The 14,531-nt window shown below is 73.3% G+C and carries 10 protein-coding genes; 5 read left to right on the forward strand and 5 right to left on the reverse strand.

The features are described from left to right. On the forward strand, positions 1–215 hold a 215-nt coding region (locus ACWGE1_RS34610; protein ID WP_453424424.1), incomplete at its 5' end, for a hypothetical protein. A 198-nt stretch (positions 216–413) separates the two neighbouring features. Here the strand turns inward: ACWGE1_RS34610 and ACWGE1_RS34615 are convergent. Further along, positions 414–950 (reverse strand): MarR family winged helix-turn-helix transcriptional regulator, encoded by a 537-nt coding sequence (locus ACWGE1_RS34615; RefSeq protein ID WP_030733189.1) that lies wholly within the window; start codon positions 948–950, stop codon positions 414–416. Positions 951–1,075: 125 nt separating this feature from the next. Between ACWGE1_RS34615 and ACWGE1_RS34620 the strand changes: the two genes are divergently transcribed. Further along, the gene (locus ACWGE1_RS34620) at positions 1,076–2,407 is read left to right on the forward strand and encodes an MFS transporter (RefSeq protein WP_453424431.1); all 1,332 of its coding nucleotides are present in this window, start codon (positions 1,076–1,078) and stop codon (positions 2,405–2,407) included. 81 nt (positions 2,408–2,488) lie between these two features. Here ACWGE1_RS34620 and ACWGE1_RS34625 read toward each other — a convergent pair whose 3' ends face one another. Together ACWGE1_RS34625 and ACWGE1_RS34630 are read right to left on the reverse strand one after the other, a co-directional pair. After that, positions 2,489–4,297: an ATP-binding SpoIIE family protein phosphatase gene (locus tag ACWGE1_RS34625; protein ID WP_453424432.1), complete on the reverse strand. Its 1,809-nt coding sequence runs from the start codon at positions 4,295–4,297 to the stop codon at positions 2,489–2,491. Positions 4,298–4,432: 135 nt separating this feature from the next. Next, entirely contained in the window at positions 4,433–5,851 is a 1,419-nt protein-coding gene (locus ACWGE1_RS34630) for an NAD(P)/FAD-dependent oxidoreductase (protein ID WP_453424425.1), read from the reverse strand. A gap of 338 nt (positions 5,852–6,189) precedes the next feature. On the opposite strand from ACWGE1_RS34630, the gene ACWGE1_RS34635 reads away from it, so the two are divergent. Together ACWGE1_RS34635 and ACWGE1_RS34640 are read left to right on the forward strand one after the other, a co-directional pair. After that, positions 6,190–6,966: a TetR family transcriptional regulator gene (locus tag ACWGE1_RS34635; RefSeq protein ID WP_453424426.1), complete on the forward strand. Its 777-nt coding sequence runs from the start codon at positions 6,190–6,192 to the stop codon at positions 6,964–6,966. Between the two features lie 153 nt (positions 6,967–7,119). Then, on the forward strand, positions 7,120–9,141 hold the full coding sequence (locus tag ACWGE1_RS34640; protein WP_453424427.1) for a sigma-70 family RNA polymerase sigma factor: 2,022 nt from the start codon (positions 7,120–7,122) through the stop codon (positions 9,139–9,141). Here the strand turns inward: ACWGE1_RS34640 and ACWGE1_RS34645 are convergent. Next, positions 9,128–12,385 (reverse strand): ATP-binding protein, encoded by a 3,258-nt coding sequence (locus ACWGE1_RS34645; protein WP_453424428.1) that lies wholly within the window; start codon positions 12,383–12,385, stop codon positions 9,128–9,130. The genes ACWGE1_RS34640 and ACWGE1_RS34645 overlap by 14 nt on opposite strands. A 111-nt stretch (positions 12,386–12,496) precedes the next feature. Further along, positions 12,497–13,003: a MarR family winged helix-turn-helix transcriptional regulator gene (locus tag ACWGE1_RS34650; protein ID WP_453424429.1), complete on the reverse strand. Its 507-nt coding sequence runs from the start codon at positions 13,001–13,003 to the stop codon at positions 12,497–12,499. A gap of 133 nt (positions 13,004–13,136) precedes the next feature. Here ACWGE1_RS34650 and ACWGE1_RS34655 point away from each other — a divergent pair, with 133 nt between their 5' ends. Further along, the gene (locus tag ACWGE1_RS34655) at positions 13,137–14,429 is read left to right on the forward strand and encodes an MFS transporter (protein WP_453424430.1); all 1,293 of its coding nucleotides are present in this window, start codon (positions 13,137–13,139) and stop codon (positions 14,427–14,429) included. Positions 14,430–14,531 lie beyond the last annotated feature (102 nt).

Genomic DNA, 14,531 nt, shown 5'->3' on the forward strand with positions numbered 1-14,531 from the left:
ATCCACCGAAGTGGACGGGGTATCAACTTCTGGCGTTGATTTTTGGCACGCTGTTGAGTTCTCAAGGAACGGACGCTTCCTTTGTACTCACCCTCTCGGGCTTTCCTCCGGGCTTTCGTTCTGTTCTTCGTTTCCGACTCTATCAGACTCTTTCGGGCCTGACCCCCAGTCAGCGGGGTTTGTCTTCCGGGCTGTTGGGCCCTTCCGACTCCTGAACTCTAGTGGATTTCCCCGGCGATTCATAATCGGCCTTCGGAAATGAATTCGGGCATGCCGAATTCGTTCCCAGTGGGAGATCGTGCTGAGTTGGGTGCCGCGACGAGGCGGCGGGATTTGTTGTCGCCAAAACCTTCCGGCTCTGGGACAACTCGAAGAATCTTACGGATCCACCGGGGTGGTGTCAACCCCGGTGGTCAGCTGGGTGACTGGAGGTCTTCCACGCGGTCCAGCAGGCGGGCGAGCATGTCGCCCAGTACCCCACGCTCCGCGGTGGAGAGGTCCTGGAGGAGGTCCTCCTCGAAGACCGTGGCCGCGCGCATCGCGTCCAGCCACTTGCTCCGGCCCTCGTCGGTGAGCTCCACGATCACGCGGACCCGGTTGGACTCGTCCCGCTCCCGGGTGACCAGGCCCTCCGCCGTCATGCGGTCGATCCGGTGGGTCATCGCCGCCGGCGTGAGGCCCAGCTGCTTCGCCAGTTCGCTCGGGCCCATCCGGTAGGGGGCACCGGAGATGACGAGGGCCTTGAGGACCTCCCACTCCGCGTTGCTGATGCCCAGGGCCGCCGTCTGGCGGCCGTACGCGACGTTCATGCGGCGGTTCAGGCGGCTCAGCGCCGAGACGACCTTCTCCACCTGGGGGTCCAGGTCCTGGAACTCGCGCTGATAGACGGCGATCTGTTCGTCGAGGCTCGGCTCGTGGACGGCCGCAGTGCCGTCGGGGGTGTCACCCATGGGTCGAAGTATCGCACGAGCCCGTTGGCGTCTAACTCCTTCGGTGTGTACTGTTAAGGCTTGAAGTTTAGGTATGAAGTCTTCAGGCTTCAGGTCTCAAAGGCAGGTGAGAAGTGACCAAGGTGATGGGCGCTGCGATGCGGCGGATCCAGGCCGGGAACGCGCTGACCGCGTTCGGCATCGGTTTCACGGTTCCGTTCCTCTACATCTATGTGGCGCAGGTGCGGGATCTGGGTTCCATGGCCGCCACGTGCGCGTTCGTGGCCTTCGCCCTGGGCGCTCTCGTCGCGCTGCCCTTCACCGGTCGGGTCATCGACCGACGTGGTCCGGTGCCCGTGGTCATCGGGGCGGCCGTCACCGCCTCGGTCGGTGCGCTCTCGCTCGGTCTCTCCACCGGCATCGTGCCGATCCTGCTCTCCGCCCTGGCGCTCGGCGCCGGGCAGGCGGTCATGCAGCCCGCCCTGGCCACGATGATCGTGTGGTGTTCCACGCCGTCCACGCGGACGCGCGCCTTCGCCCTCCAGTTCTTCATGCAGAACCTGGGCCTGGGCATCGGCGGTCTGCTCGGTGGCCAGATCGTCGACGAGAACCGGCCCGGCAGCTTCACCCTGCTGTTCGGCATCGAGGCCGTGATGTTCCTCGTGCTGGCCGGCGTGATCCTCAGCGTGCGGCTGCCGCACGTGCCGAACATCAAGGACGCCGTGCCGAAGGACCCGTCCCAGACGGGCGGCAGCGGCTGGAAGCGGCTGCTCCGGCACAAGGCCATGGTGCAGCTGTGCGTGCTGGGCTTCGTGGTGTTCTTCGCCTGCTACGGACAGTTCGAGTCGGGTCTGGCCGCCTTCGGCACCGAGGCCGCCGGGATCTCCCCCTCCACCCTCGGCTTCGCCCTCGCCGCCAACACCGGTGCGATCGTCGTCGCGCAGTTCGTCGTGCTCAAGCTCGTCGAGAAGCGCCGCCGGTCCCGTGTGATCGCGCTCGTCGGGCTGATCTGGACCGTGGCGTGGGTCATCGCCGGGTTCTCGGGTCTGGGGCACGGCAGCGCCATGATGGCCGCCGCCGCGTTCATCACCACGTACGCGCTCTTCGGCATCGGCGAGGCCATGCTGTCGCCGACCCTGGCGCCGCTGGTGGCCGACCTGGCCCCCGAGGGCTCGGTGGGCCAGTACAACTCGGCCTTCGCGCTGGTCAAGCAGATGGCCCTGGCGCTGGGTCCGCTCGGGGTGCCGCTCGGTGCGGGTGTTCCGATGCTCTACATCGGGGTCTTCGTGCTCGTGTCGCTCGGGATCGCCGCCCTGGCGCTGCGGCTCGGCAGGCGGCTGAGCCCGATGCAGGACAACCCGTGGATGGCGAGCCGGGTCGTGGCGCAGGGCGGTCCGTCCGTCGGGGCCGGGAAGGCCGCCGGGGACGTCGAGGACACCGAGGGCGTCCAGGTTGCCGCGGTGCCCGCGCACGCGTAGGACCGCAGGACCGTACGTATATACGTGCGGGGTGTGGGGAAGGCCCCGGTCCGGGTGGACCGGGGCCTTCCTCGCGTTCGGCTACTTGTCCGGCAGGGCGAACTCGCACCAGACGGCCTTGCCGCCGCCCGGGGTGCGGCGGGAGCCCCAGGAGGAAGCGATGGTGGCGACGATCGAGATGCCGCGGCCGGTCTCGTCGGCCGGTTCGGCGCGACGGCGGCGCGGGAGGTGGTCGTCCCCGTCGGTGACCTCGATGATCAGTCGGCGGTCGGTGCGGCGCAGCCGCAGGCGCATGGGCGGGGTGCCGTGCTGGAGGGAGTTCGCGACGAGCTCGCTGGCGGCCAGCACGCCGAGATCGCACAGCTCGACGGGGAAGCGCCAGGAGGCGAGGACGCCCTGGGCGAAGGCGCGGGCGCGCGGGGCCGCCTCGATGCCGCCGAGGAGTTCCAGGGCGGCGTTGTGGAAGAGCTCGGCGTCCGCTCCGGTGCGGGCGGGCTGCTGGAGGACCATCACGGCGACGTCGTCGTCGTGATCGGCGTCCACGCCGAGGGCGCGCATCAGGCGGTCGCAGATGACGGCCGGGGTGCCCTGGGCGCCGGAGAGGGCGCGTTCCAGGGCGGCGACGCCCTCGTCGATGTCCTCGCCGCGGCGTTCGACCAGGCCGTCGGTGTAGAGGACGGCGGTGGAGCCGGGGCCGAGCGCGATGGTGCCGGAGGTGTGCAGCCAGCCGCCGGTGCCGAGCGGCGGGCCGGTGGGGTCGGCGGCTCTGCGTACGGTGCCGTCCTCGTCGCGGACGAGGATCGGGAGGTGGCCGGCTGAGGCGTAGGCGAGCAGGCCCTCGTTGGGGTCGTGGACGGCGTACACGCAGGTGGCGATCTGGCTGGCGTCGATCTCGGCGGCGAGTCCGTCGAGGAGCTGGAGCACCTCGTGGGGCGGGAGGTCGAGCCGGGCGTAGGCGCGGACGGCGGTGCGCAGCTGGCCCATGACGGCGGCGGCGCGGACTCCGCGGCCCATGACGTCGCCGATGACGAGGGCGGTGCGGCCGGCGCCGAGGGTGATGACGTCGTACCAGTCGCCGCCGACCGCGGCCTCGGTGCCGCCGGGCTGGTAGGTGGCGGCGATGCGCAGGTCGTCGGGCTGTTCCAGCTCCTGGGGGAGCAGGGAGCGCTGGAGGGTGACGGCGGCCTCGCGCTGGCGGCGCTCGCTGGCGCGGAGCCTTTCGACGGCCTCGGCGTGGTCGGTGACGTCGGCGAGGTGGATCAGGACGCCGGTGTGGTGGGCCTCCGCCTCGTTACCGCTGCCGCTGCCGGTGCCGGTGCTGGTGGCGGTCTTGGGGAACTCGACGGGGGTGCAGGTGACGGTGTAGGAGCTGCCGCCGCCCGGTGCGGTGCGGTTCTTGGCGGTACGGGACTTGCCGCTGCGCTGGACCTGGTCGAGGAGCGGGAGCAGGCCCAGCTCGCCGAGTTCGGGGAGGGCCTCGTGGGCGGGTGCGCCGGAGGTGCGCGCGCCGAAGCCGGCGGTGTAGGCGTCGTTGACGTAGGCGACGCGGTGCTCGGGGCCGTGGACGAGGGCGACCAGGGCCGGGAGGCGGCCGAGGACCTCGCGTACGGAGAGCTCGTCGAGGGAGGGCGCGGCGGTCAGGACGCCCGTCCGCGGGGCGGAGGCCGTGACGGTGTCGCCGCTGCCGCTTCCGGTGCCGGAGACCGTGGGGTCGGCGGGGTGGCCGTCGGCGGTGGGCGCGGGCCGCTCGGAGCCGGGGTCGGCGCGGCCGCCGCGGGCTGCCGGGACTGCGCCTTCACCCCGCTTGGCCTGGGCGGCGGCGTGTTCGGACCGGGCGGCGGCGCGGCGCTGCGTTCCGGGAAACCGGGCGCTCCAGCGCGTGAAGTTCACTGCGTTCAAGCCTCGTGGTGTCGCGAGTGGTCGCTGTGTCGCTCGTGGGCGGTCGCTGACTGGACGATGTCACTCTGTGCAGGGGTGAGCCCACCTATGGTCACACGTCCAGTGTGGCGGACCGCACTGACAACGTCAGCCCTGGCTGTTCTGCGGGGGGTTGGGGGCGGGGGGCGGGGGAGGGGGTTTGGGGCCGCCGCCGGCGGCCAGTTCGAATTCTGCCCTGGGGTGTTCGAGGGAACCCAGGGAGACGATCTCACGCTTGAAGAGGCCGGAGAGGGTCCATTCGGCAAGGACGCGCATTTTGCGATTGAAACTGGGGACGCGGCTGAGGTGGTAGGCCCTGTGCATGAACCAGGCCGGGTACGCCTTCAGTTTGCGGCCGTAGATGTGGGCGACGCCCCGGTGCAGGCCGAGCGAGGCGACCGAGCCCGCGTACTTGTGGGCGTACTCGGTCAGGACCTCGTCGCGCAGGGCGGCGAGGAGGTTGTCGGCGAGGACCTTGGCCTGGCGGACGGCGTGCTGCGCGTTGGGGGCGCAGTCGCGGCCCTTCTCGCCGGCGGTGATGTCGGGTACGGCGGCGGCGTCGCCGGCCCCCCAGGCGTGCTCGACCCCTTCGACGGTGAGGAAGGAGGTGCAGGCCAGGCGGCCGTATTCGTTCCTGGGGAGGTCGGAGGCGGCCAGGATGGGGTGCGGTTTGACGCCGGCGGTCCACACGACGGTGCGGGTGGGGAAGCGGGCGCCGTCGCTGAGGACGGCGACGCGGTTCTCGCAGGATTCGAGCCGGGTCTCCAGGCGGACGTCGATGTTGCGGCGGCGCAGTTCGCGGATCGTGTAGACGCCCATGTCGGGGCCGACCTCGGGGAGGATCCGGTCACTGGCTTCGACGAGGACCCACTTCATGTCCTCGGGCTTGATGTTGTGGTAGTACCGCGCCGCGTAGCGGGCCATGTCCTCCAGCTCGCCGAGGGCTTCGACGCCCGCGAAGCCGCCGCCGACGAAGACGAAGGTGAGGGCGGCGTCGCGGAGGGCGGGATCGCGGGTGGAGGAGGCGATGTCCATCTGTTCGATGACGTGGTTGCGCAGGCCGATGGCCTCTTCGACCGTCTTGAATCCGATGCCGTAGTCGGCGAGTCCGGGGACGGGGAGGGTGCGGGAGATGGAGCCCGGGGCGAGGACGAGTTCGTCGTACTCCATCTCGACGGGGCCGCTGCCCTCGTCGGCGGTGGCGAGGGTGCTGACGGTCACGGTCCGTTTGGAGTGGTCGATGCGCTGGGCCTCGCCGATGACGATGCGGCACTTGCCGAGGACGCGGCGCAGCGGGACCACGACGTGACGGGGGGAGATCGCGCCCGCGGCCGCTTCGGGGAGGAAGGGCTGGTACGTCATGTAGGGCTCGGCGGTGACCACCGTGACCTCGGCTTCGCCGGCTCTCAGCCTTTGCTGGAGGCGGAGCGCCGTGTACATGCCGACGTAGCCGCCGCCGACGATCAGGATGCGCGTACGGGGCGGGGTACCGGGGGCCGTGCCCCGGGAGTTAGCAGCCTTCACCATCCCATGACGCATCGTGGCCGGGAGTTTGTCCACAGGCCCGACAAATTGTGTGACCGGAGGTGGCCCTGGGGCGGGGTGGAAGAGGACCTCTGATCGTGGCAGGAATGCGCAGGTCAGGCGGCGCGGAATGGCAGATTCCGGAGGCACGGATCGGAAAAGTGGGGGTGAATGCTCCGATCGGGCGGTGCTCCGTCCGGGGCTGCCTCTTCTGAATTGACTCTGGCTCAACTATGTTCGTATCTCGTCGAGGAGTAGGACCGGGCCCGAGACCGTGGCCCCCTCGGCGTGAAGGCGGGGAGTGTCTCCGGGGGGAGACAAATGATTACCGGGGGATACATATGAACATTTCCGATTTCCATGGTTCTGCGACCGCGCTCTCGGTCGAGAGCAGCGGCCGCGGCATCGCGAACGGCACCACCACGCACGGTGTGGGCCGGTCCACGCCGCTGCGCGTCGACGCCCAGCGCAACCTGGAGCACGTCCTGCGGGCGGCCCGTGAGGTCTTCGGCGAGCTGGGCTACGGGGCTCCGATGGAGGACGTGGCGCGCCGCGCCCGGGTCGGTGTCGGCACCGTGTACCGGCGGTTCCCGAGCAAGGACGTCCTGGTGCGGCGGATAGCCGAGGAGGAGACCGCTCGGCTGACCGAACAGGCCAAGGCCGCGCTGGGCCAGGAGGAGGAGCCGTGGCAGGCGCTGTCACGCTTCCTGCGCACCTCCGTGGCCTCGGGTGCAGGGCGGCTGCTGCCGCCGCAGGTGCTGCGGGTCGGCTCGGCCGTCGAGGACGGGGCCGAGGAGGCGGAGGCCGCCCGGGTTCCGCAGCAGCGGCAGGCCGTGGCCGCCACCGGGGGTCCCGACCTGCGGGTCGTGGGCACGCGGGGTGCGGCGGAGGACGAGCCGTCGGACGACGCGGGTGCGGGTGCGCTGCTGGAGGTCGTCGGCCGGCTGGTGCACCGGGCGCGGGAGGCCGGTGAGCTGCGTGCCGATGTCACGGTGGCCGATGTGCTGCTGGTGATAGCGACGGCGGCGCCCGCGCTGCCCGACCCGGCGCACCAGGCTGCGGCCGCGACGCGGCTGCTCGACATCCTGCTCGAAGGGCTGCGGTCCCGGACGGTGTGATCTCGGCGGGTCGACGAGGGCGGGCCCGGTAGGGGCGATTCGCCGGAATGTGCCCGGATGAGTGGACGGTGCTCAGAGGGGTCCGGCGCCCGTCCCCCGTGTGACACGCTTGACCGGTGTACCGGTTGAGTGTGTCGTGCGGGAGTCTCCCCGATGAGCGTTGACGGTCGGGAAGAGCCACTCGGTGGCGGCGGCGAGGTGGAGGCGGGCAGTCTGCCCGCCCGGCAGGTGCCGGCCCAGCGAGCCCCGGGTGGACGGCACGCACGCTCGTCGGGTGCTTCCGGACCCGGGGGCCACTTTGGCGAGCTGCCGCCGTCCGACGGGGACTTGATCGCCCGGATGCGGGGCGGTGACGACGGTGCGTACGAGGAACTGTTCCGTCGTCACGCCGATTCCGTGCGCCGCTACGCGCGGACCTGCTGCCGGGACGGGCACACTGCCGACGACCTGACCGCCGAGGTGTTCGCGCGGACCCTGCAGGCGGTACGGGGCGGGGCGGGGCCGGACCAGTCGGTGCGGGCCTATCTGCTGACCACCGTACGCAGGGTCGCTGCGGCATGGGCGAAAACCGCCAAGCGGGAGCACCTCGTCGAGGACTTCGCCGTCTTCGCAGAGCAGGCCTTCACGGGCAGCGAGGGCGGCGCGGGGCTGTCCGGCCTGTCCGGGGGCGACACGCTCGAACTGGGCGCGGACGTCCGGGCGATGCACGAGGCCGAGCAGTCGCTGGCCATGCAGGCATTCCGCAGCCTGCCCGAGCGGTGGCAGGCCGTGCTGTGGCACACCACCGTCGAGGAGGAGTCGCCGAGTGCGATCGCGCCGCTGTTCGGGCTGAGCGCCAACGCGACGGCCGTGCTGGCCAGTCGGGCCCGGGAGGGACTCAAGCAGGCGTATCTGCAGGCCCATGTGAGCTCGGCGCTGAGTGAGGGCGGCGACTGCGCGCGGTACGCGGACCGGCTGGGCGCCTATGCGCGGGGCGGACTGCGGATGCGGGCGGAGCGCGGGCTGCGCGGACACCTGGAGGAGTGCGCGAAGTGCCGGCTGGCCGCCGGTGAGCTCAAGGTGGTCAACGCGGGCATTCCGGCGCTGCTTCCGGTCGCGGTCATCGGGTGGTTCGCCGCCGGGTACGCGGGCAAGGCCGCCGGGGTGCTGGCCGGTGGGGCCGTCGCCGCGGGCGGGGCCGGGGCCGCGGCCGCCGCCTCCGGCGGGTCGACCGCAGGGGCCGGCGGCACGGCCGGAGCCGCCGGTGGTACCGCCGGAGCGGGTGCTGGAGCGGGTGCCGGTGGTGGGGCCGCCGGAGCGGGTGGCGGGGGCGGGGGTGCCCTGGCCGCCGAAGGGCTCGGGCTGCCGGCCAAGGCCGCCATCGCCGCCGGGATCGCCGTCGCCGCGGCCGCCGGGGTGGTGTTCGCGCTCACCGGGGACGACACCGAGCCGCAGGCCCGGGCGAAGCCCACGCCCACGGTGGCTGCGCCGGCGGTGCCGGACACGCCCGCCTCCCCCTCGGCCGAGCCGGATCCGCCCGCGCAGGAACCGTCGGCGGCGCGGGGCTCCGTAGCTCCGCCGACCAGGCCGGCGCCTTCGGCTCCGGCCTCCGCCGCACCCGCGCCCACGCCCACGCCCACGCCCTCGCCCTCGCCCTCCGCCTCCCCGTCGCCCTCCCCCAGCCGGGAGAAGCCCTCGCCCTCGCCGTCCCCGGAGCGGCCCTCGCCGAAGCCGACACCGCCGCCGCCCGCGAAGCCGCCGCAGGCCTTCCAGCTGGCCGGGCTGCCCCACTCGGCCTACGGGGACCACAGCGGCCCCGAGCTGCAGACCTGGCGCAGCAGCTGGGTGTGGCAGCGCCGGGGGCTGGAGGTGGGCGGCCGGCGGTTCGCGCATGGCATCACCGTGAACTCGCGTTCCTCGGTGGAGATCGCCCTCAACCGGCAGTGCACGAGCTTCTCGGCGCAGGCCGGGGTGGACGGCCTGTCGCTCTTCACCAACGGCTCGGTGCGGTTCTCCGTGTACGCCGACGGGCAGCGGGTGTGGCAGTCCGACGCCCTCAGCCACGCGGATCCGCCGACGGCCGTGCAGGTCCCCCTCGCGGGGCGCAGGACACTGCGGCTGGTGGTCGAGCGGGCCGGGCCGGGCAGCCGGCCGACGCTGGCGAGCTGGGCCGACGGCGTGCTCAGCTGCCGCTGAAGTCCTGGGACAGCGTCGCGGCGAGCGCGGCCGGGGTGAGGGCCGCGCCGGCCGCCTCCTCCCGCCTGTAGCGGTCCGCGCCGAGCAGGGCGCGGGTCCGCTCCGGCAGGCCCTCCACGGCGCCGCTCTCCGGCACCGAGCGCGGATGGCCCGCACGCCAGGCGGTGGCCGCCCCGAAGGCCCGTACGGCCTCGGCCGGCCGGTCGGCGGCGGCCAGCAGCAGGGCCGCGGCCTCGGCCGTGCCGGCCAGGATGCGCTCGGCGCACCGGGCCTCGACGGCGGCGGCGAGGGCGGGCCCGATCCTGGCCAGGCCGGCGGCCGGGCCCTGTTCGCGGCCGGTGAGGACGGCATCGACGGTGTCCAGCCCGGCGGTGAGCTGGGCGGGCACGGTGACCCGTTCGGCCTCGGCGCGGGCCCGCTCGCACTCCTCGCGGGCCGTGACGTCGTCGCCGCGCTGGAGCGCGAACAGGGCCGAGAGGAGCCGGGCGTAGGTGCTGACGTCGTACACCCCGCCGTGCCGGTGGGCCTCCTTGTCGGCATCGGCCAGGAGCTGCTCGGCATCGTCGAGGTCCCCCGCGCAGTAGGCGGCCTCGGCGATCCGGGCGATGGCGAAGGGCACCTCGACCTGGGCCCCGACCTCGCGGGCGAGCCGCAGGCATTCCTCGTACTCGGCGCGGGCGTCGGCGTACCGGCCGCGCGAGAGGGCGACCTCCCCGGCGGCGCTCGCGACCTGGGCACGGGTCCAGCGGTCGCCGACGCGCAGGGCGATCTCGTGCAGTTCGGCGAGGTCGGCATCGACGGTGGGCAGGCCGCCGGTGACGTCGATGGCGACGTGGGTGCGGAGCATGAGGACGACGGCGAGTTCCCATTCGCCCCCGTGGCGGCGGCAGTTGGCAACGGACTCCTCGAGGCTGGTGTGGAAGTCGAGGGCGTCGCCGGTGAGGAAGGCCGTCGCGGGCCAGAGCATTCCGGGGAAGAGGGTGGTCTCGGGGGAGCCGTGGCGGAAGGTCTTCTTGATGCGGGCGGCGAGCTCGCGGTACTCGGGGGTGCGGAACTTCTCCGCGGAGTTGCTCTCCGCGAGCAGGAACATGTCGAGGACCTGCAGGCGCATGTAGCGCCAGTAGGCGGGTGAGCCCTCCGGGGGGACGCCGGGGGTGAGGGCGAGGATCCGGGTGGTCCACTCGGCCCCTTCGGCACGGTAGTTGCGCAGCCACCAGAACCAGCCCAGGGCGAAGGCGAGGCGCGAGGCCGCCTCGGTGTCGGCGTCGCGGACGACCGAGGTGTGGAGGGCTGCGCGCAGGTTGTCGAGCTCGGTCTCGACGCGCCGGATCCAGGGGAGCTGGGCGGCGGAGCGGATCAGGGGGTCGGCCTCCTCGCCGAAGGCGAGGTAGTGGGCGGTGTGGCGGCGGGCGGTGGCCCGGGCGTCGGCCGGGTGGGCGGCGGCGCGCTCGGCGGCGTACTCGTGGATGGTTTCGAGCATGCGGTAGCGCATGCCGTGGTCCTCGTCGGGTTCGGCCAGGACGAGGGACTTGTCGACGAGGGCGCCGAGGACGTCAGCGACGTCGGCAGCGTCGTACGGGGCCTCGTCGCGGGGGTCGGCGCAGACGGCCTCGGCGGCGGCGAGGTCGCAGCCGCCGGCGAAGACGGACAGCCGTCGCAGGGCCGTGCGCTCGGCCTCGTCCAGCAGGTCCCAGGACCAGTCGACGACGGCGCGCAGGGTCTGCTGGCGGGGCAGGACGGTACGGGCGCCGCTGGTCAGGAGCCGGAAGCGGTCGTCGAGGCGGTCGGCGATCTGGCGCGGGGTGAGCAGCCGCAGCCGGGCGGCGGCCAGCTCGATGGCGAGCGGGAGGCCGTCGAGGCGGGCGCAGATCTCGGCCACGGCGGCCGGGTCCTCGTCGGCGCTGAAGCCGGGGCGGGCCGAGGCACCGCGGTCGGCGAAGAGCCGGTGGGCGGGGTCGGGCGGCAGGGGCTCGACGGGGCGGACGCTCTCCCCCGGGACGCCGAGGGGTTCGCGGCTGGTGGCCAGGATCCGTACGCCGGGGCAGTGCGTCAGGAGGCGTTCGGCGAGCTCGGCGGCGGCTCCGATGACGTGCTCGCAGTTGTCGAGCACGAGGAGCAGGCTGCGGTGGGTGCAGTGTTCGACGAGGCGGGTGGTGGGGTCGGCGGCGGCCGGGGCCGGGCTCTCGCGGGCGACGAGGGAGCTCTCGCGCAGGCCGAGGGCGCTGAGGACGGCGCCGGGCACGGCCGCCGGGTGGTCCAGGCGGGCGAGTTCGACGATCCAGACGGCTTCGGGGTGGGCCGCGGCGGCGTGTTCGGCGAGGCGGGTCTTTCCCGAACCTCCGGGGCCGGTGAGGGTGATGAGGCGCAGGCGGGCCAGGTCGCCGCGGAGGGCGGCGAGTTCGGGCTCGCGGCCGACGAACGAGGTGAGCCGGGGGCGGAGGTTGCCGCGGGGGGCCTCGGGCCGGGGCTGAGGCTCCGGGGCTTCGGGCCGGGGGACCTCGGGCTCGGGCCGGGGGCGGAGGAGTTCCGCGTGCAGGGCGGCGAGTTCGGGGCCCGGGTCGGTGCCCAGGCCGTCGGCGAGGGCGCGGCGCGTGCGCTCGTACGCGGCGAGGGCCTCGGCGGGGCGGCCGGCGGCGCGCAGGGCACGGAGCTGCTGCGCGCGCAGCGTTTCGTCGTACGGGGACTCGTGGACCAGCGCCTCGATCTCCGGCAGGAGCGCGGCCGGGGCGGTGGCGCCGCTGCGCAGGTCCGCCTCGATGCGGTGCCGCAGGACGCCGGAGCGGCGGGCCTCGGCGCCGGCGGCACGGGCGGTGCGGGCGGGCTCGGGCAGGTCGGCGAGGGCGGGGCCGCGCCAGAGGGCGAGGGCGGTGCGCAGGGTGCGGGAGGCGGCTTGCGGGTCGGTGGCCAGTTCCCGGCCGCCCTGGATCGCCAGCCGGTCGAAACGGTGCAGGTCGATGTCGTCGCGGGCGGCGGCCAGGAGGTATCCGCCGGTGGGGGCGTGGTGGACGGTGTCCCGGCCGCCGAGGGCGCGGCGGAGCCGGGCGACGAGGGCTTGGAGGGCGGCGGGTGCGTCCTGGGGCGGGTCGTCGCCCCAGACGTCGTCGACGAGTTCGGCGACCGAGGCCTGTCGGCCGGCCCGGAGGGCGAGGGCGGCGAGGAGCGCGCGCAGGCGGGCGCCGCCGACGGGGAGGAGGGCGCCGCTCTCGTCGCGCGCCTCGGTGACGCCAAGGATGAGATACCGCACCGGGCAATTCTGCCTGGCCCGTTCGGGTACCGGGATCGCGGGAGCGGTCACGGGCGGAGACCGAGCGGTACGAGCGGTACGAGCGGTGGGGCGGGCGCGTCCGGCAGGAGCTCAGCCGATCGACGTGTCCCCGCCGGCCTCCAGGAGGGTGCGCAGGGCCTCGGCGATCGTGGCGCAGGTGGCGGGGTCCAGCGGGGCGAGCATCTCCGCGTAACGGCGCAGGTGGTCCGTGATCATCGACTCGGTCATCGCGAGGCTCTGCTCCGTCAGCCGGATCCGCACCGTGCGGCGGTCCTGACCGTCCCTCACCCGCTCGACGAGGCCTTTGGCCTCCATGCGGTCGACGCGGTTGGTGATCGCCCCCGAGGTCACCATGGCCGCCGGGATGAGGGCGCCGGCGGTGAGCGCGTACGGAGGTCCGGAACGGCGGAGGGTGAAGAGGATGTCGAGCTCGCCCACCTCCAGGTCGTGCTCGGCCGCGAAGGTCTTGAGGTGCTTGTCGAGGATCCGGTTCATCCGCTGGATGCGGGCGATCACCTCCACGGGCCACAGGCCGGCCGCCAGATCGGGGCGCTCCGCCGTCCACTGGCCGACGATCGCATCCACTGCGTCGCTCATGCCGTGTTCCTCCTTCTCTCGCCGTCCGACCAGAATATCTCAACGTTAAGACACTTGACGTTGAGATGGCCGCATGTTTTTATCTTAACGTTGAGATTCTTAGTCTTGAGATGGATCGGAGCGGACGCCACCCATGACCACTTCCGCCACCACACCGGCCTCCACACAGGCCACCGCACAGGCCCCCGCACCGGCTGCCACGAACACCTCCACCGGGGCCTCCACAGATGCCTCCGCCAAGACCCGTACCCGGGTCGGACCCGTCCCCGTCTTCTGGCTGGTGCTGATGGCCACGCCCATGGCCGCCGGAGCCAATGCCCCCGTACTGATCCTTCCCGACATGGCCCGCTCCCTCGGGGTGAGCGCCCCGACCGCCACCTGGCTCGTCGCCGCCTACGCCTGGGCCATGGCCGTCGGCACTCCCCTGCTGGCCGGGCTGTTGCGCCGCCGCGGCCTGCGTGCGGCACTCCGGTTGGCCGGTGCCCTCCTCGTCGGCGGCACGCTCCTCGTCGCCGCCTCCCCCTGGCTGCCGCTCACCCTCGCCGGCCGGGCCACGCAGGCCGCCGGCGGCGCCGGTCTGGCAGCGATCGCGATGAGCCTGGCGGGCTCGGCCCGCCGGATGGGCGTGATCAGCGCCGGCTTCGGCATCCTCGGCGCCTCCGGACCGCTCCTCGGCGCACAGCTCTCGCACGCCGTGTCGTGGCGGCTCTCGCTCTCCGTCTCCGTGATCGCGATCCTGGCCGTACCCGTCGTGAACCGGTACGCGACGGCCCCGGCGGCCGCACCGCAGGACAGGTTCGACGCCCGCGGCGCGGCCCTGCTGACGGCGCTCGCCACCGCCCTGGTCCTGCTGCCCCACGCGCCGGTGCTCGCCGTCGGCTCCGCGGCCCTCGCCGCCACGCTGCTCACGCTCCACGTGCGGCGGCGCCCCGACGGGTTCGTCCCGGCCGCACTGATCCGCAAGCCCCTCTTCCTCGGCTCCGCGCTGCTCGCCCTCGCGCTCTCGGGCTCGTACTTCACCCTGCTGTTCTCCGTACCCCGACTGCTCGCCGACCGGGCGGGCTGGGACGTCGCCACCGCGGGCACGGGTCAACTCGTCGCGCTGCTCACCGGATCCGCGCTGTCCTGGCTGCTGGCCGCGGCCTCGGCGCGCATGAGCCGGGTGGCCGTACGCACGGTGCTGATCGGGGTCGGTGTGCTGGCCGCGGCGACCGCCGTGTTCGCGACCTGGGGCCCGCTGCTGCTGGTCGCCACCCTGGGCGGGGTGTTCGCGGCGACCGGGTCCAACGCCGTGCTGTCGGTGGACGCCGTGTCGAGCGCTCCCGACCACCAGCGCCCCACCGCCATCGGCCTGTTCGCCCTCTGCTACCAGCTGGGCGGGGCCTTCGGCCCGGCGATCGCGACCGCTCTGGTGCTCGCCGCCTGAGCGGGCCCGGCCGACACCGCCACGACCGCCACGACCGTCAGGCCGACATAGCCACGACCGTCAGGACAGCGCCGGGCGGTGCACGGGGACTCCCTCCGGCAC

Source organism: Streptomyces sp. NPDC054932 (genome assembly GCF_053610205.1).

Bases quoted from the DNA above. Each gene is read 5' to 3' on its own strand.
- ACWGE1_RS34615 (WP_030733189.1), bottom strand. From the start codon at position 950: ATGGGTGACACCCCCGACGGCACTGCGGCCGTCCACGAGCCGAGCCTC.
- ACWGE1_RS34620 (WP_453424431.1), top strand. From the start codon at position 1,076: ATGGGCGCTGCGATGCGGCGGATCCAGGCCGGGAACGCGCTGACCGCG.
- ACWGE1_RS34630 (WP_453424425.1), bottom strand. From the start codon at position 5,851: ATGGTGAAGGCTGCTAACTCCCGGGGCACGGCCCCCGGTACCCCGCCC.
- ACWGE1_RS34635 (WP_453424426.1), top strand. From the start codon at position 6,190: ATGAACATTTCCGATTTCCATGGTTCTGCGACCGCGCTCTCGGTCGAG.
- ACWGE1_RS34640 (WP_453424427.1), top strand. From the start codon at position 7,120: ATGAGCGTTGACGGTCGGGAAGAGCCACTCGGTGGCGGCGGCGAGGTG.
- ACWGE1_RS34650 (WP_453424429.1), bottom strand. From the start codon at position 13,003: ATGAGCGACGCAGTGGATGCGATCGTCGGCCAGTGGACGGCGGAGCGC.
- ACWGE1_RS34655 (WP_453424430.1), top strand. From the start codon at position 13,137: ATGACCACTTCCGCCACCACACCGGCCTCCACACAGGCCACCGCACAG.